Annotated in this window: 1 protein-coding gene and 1 pseudogene; both read left to right on the top strand. The window is 65.3% G+C overall.

The annotated features are described in order from the left end of the window. A partial coding sequence (locus VMR03_RS02265) for an acyl-CoA dehydrogenase domain-containing protein (protein ID WP_325401865.1) occupies positions 1-1,585 on the top strand: 1,585 nt, incomplete at its 5' end. A gap of 33 nt (positions 1,586-1,618) precedes the next feature. After that, positions 1,619-2,590 (top strand): annotated as a pseudogene (locus VMR03_RS02260) (acetyl-CoA hydrolase); the annotation flags it as partial.

Here is a 2,590-nt window from a genome sequence, read left to right as displayed (position 1 = left end):
CCTGGCCTTCATCGACGATGGCGGCTACCGCGACCCGCGCTGGTGGCTCAGCGATGGTTGGGCCTGCGTGCAAAGCCAGGGCTGGGCGGCCCCGGCCTACTGGCAAGCCCCGGACACGCCCGGCGGATGCTGGCAGGCCTTTCAAAACGGTCCGAATTGGGGGCGCGACGTCTTCGTACCGCTGGACGCGATCATCGGCGGTCCCGAACGCGCCGGACAGGGCTGGCAGATGCTGATGAGCGCGTTGGCCGCCGGCCGTGGCATCTCTCTGCCCTCGCTCTCCTCGGCAGGTGCCGCCTTCTGCGCACATGCGACGGGAGCCTATGCCCGCATCCGTACGCAATTCGGCATTCCGATCTGCAAGTTCGAAGGCATCGAGGAGCGCCTCGCACGTATCGCCGGCATCGCCTATCAGCTCGATGCCGCCCGCCGCCTCACCTGCGCGGGTCTCGACCAGGGACACAAGCCGTCGGTCATTTCGGCGATCATGAAATCGCAGGCGACGGAGCGTATGCGCATCGCCGTCGACGACGCCATGGACGTGCATGGCGGCAAGGCCGTCATCGACGGGCCGCTCAACTATCTCGGCAACGTCTATCGTTCCGTTCCCGTCGGCATCACCGTCGAGGGCGCCAACATCCTGACACGCAGTCTCATTCTCTTCGGCCAGGGCGCCATTCGCAGCCATCCCTATCTCTTGAAGGAAATGACCGCGCTGGCCGACGAGGACAAGGCGCGCGGCCTCGAGGAATTCGACCGCCAGTTCTGGCGGCATTTCGGCCATAGCCTCAAGAATCTCTTCCGCGTCTGGGGCCGCGCCTGGACGGGCGGACGTTTCGCACCGGCTCCCGACGCGGGCGAAGCCACGCCCTACTACCGCGGGCTCGGCCGCTATGCTTCGGCCTTCGCTCTCACCTCGGACATCGCATTGCTCACGCTTGGGGGCGCGTTGAAGCGCAAAGAGATGCTTTCGGCACGGCTCGGCGACATCCTGTCCGAACTCTATCTCCTCTCCGCCGTCCTCAAACGCTGGCAGGACGAGGGCCGCCAGCCGCAGGACCTCCCACTTCTCGCCTGGTGCATGGAAACGGGCTTTGAGGCGATCGAACGCCGCCTGGACGAGATCTTCGCGAACCTCCCGAACAGACCCGCCGCATGGCTGCTGCGCTTCCTCGCTCTGCCCTTCGGACGCCGCGAGCGAGGCCCGTCGGACAAGCTGACCCAGACCTGCGCGCGCCTCCTGCTCGCGCCCTCTACGGCCCGGGATAGGGTGGCCGCCGGCATTTTCCATGGCCACAGCAATGATGGCCTGGCAAAACTCGAACGCGCTTTCGCCGCCGTCACGCGCGCGGAGCCCATTCACGATCGCCTGCGCAAGCAGGGCATACATGACTGGCGCAAGGCGGAAAGCCAAGGCATGATAAGTTCCGAGGAGAGCGAAGCACTCGCGGACGCGGAAGCCGCTACGCGCGAGGTGATCGCTGTCGATGATTTCGCTCCAGAGGAACTGTCGCCCCAACGCGACGACAAAAATGAAGAAAACGCCGCACAGGAACCGATCTCCAGAGCCACGGGCTGGCGCTAGCTTTCATGGGGTACGGCGCCGAGGCAGCGCCGCATGACGCCGCAAGCGTTCAGCGATCCCGACGCGCTGGCGGAGGCCATCGTCGCGAAGGTCGGTAAGGAGATCGTGCTGGCCCTCCCGCTCGGGCTAGGCAAAGCAAACCACGTCGCTAATGCGCTCTTCGCCCGCGCATCGGCCGATCCCTCGATCTCGCTGCGCATCTTCACCGCGCTCACGCTCGAAAAGCCGCGTCCTGCGAGCGATCTCGAGCGGCGCTTCATTGCGCCCTTCATCGACCGGCTTTTCGGCGGCTACCCGGACCTCGCCTACGCGAAAGCCCTGCGCGCGGGTACGCTGCCGCCGAACATCGAGGTCAATGAATTCTTCTTTCTCGCCGGACGCTGGCTCAACGTGCCGGCCGCACAGCAAGGTTATATTTCCGCCAACTACACCCATGCGCTCCGCTACATTCTAGACCGTGGCGCCAATGTCGTCGCGCAACTCGTCGCGAAGCATCCCGACGGCGCGCATTACAGCATCAGTTGCAATACCGACATCACGCTCGACCTGCTTGCCGCGCGCGACGGGGGCAAGACGGATTTCCTGTTCGTCGGCCAGGTCAACAGCGAGCTTCCCTATCTCGGTCACGAGGCCGAACTTCCGGCCTCCGCCTTCAGTCACATGCTCGAAAGCCCCGCGACGGATTTCCCGCTCTTCGCCCCGCCGAAGGAGCCTGTAAGCGTCGCTGACTATGCCGTGGGGCTGCATGTCGCGCGGCTCGTTCCGGATGGTGGCACGCTGCAGATCGGCATCGGCTCCATGGGCGACGCCGTCGCGCGCGGGCTCATCCTGCGTCACCACGACAATGCCGCTTTCCGCAAAGCCGCCGCGCGGCTGAACACGGCATCGCTCGCCGGCTTCCAGATGCAGGACGCGCCTTTCGACAAGGGCCTCTTCGGGTCGAGCGAAATGCTCGTCGACTCCTTCCTCGAACTCATCAAGGCCGGGGTCCTGAAGCGCGAAGTC

The organism is Parvibaculum sp., assembly GCF_035511255.1.
Lineage (GTDB): Bacteria > Pseudomonadota > Alphaproteobacteria > Parvibaculales > Parvibaculaceae > Parvibaculum.
This window is presented reverse-complemented; position numbering and strand designations above follow the sequence as displayed.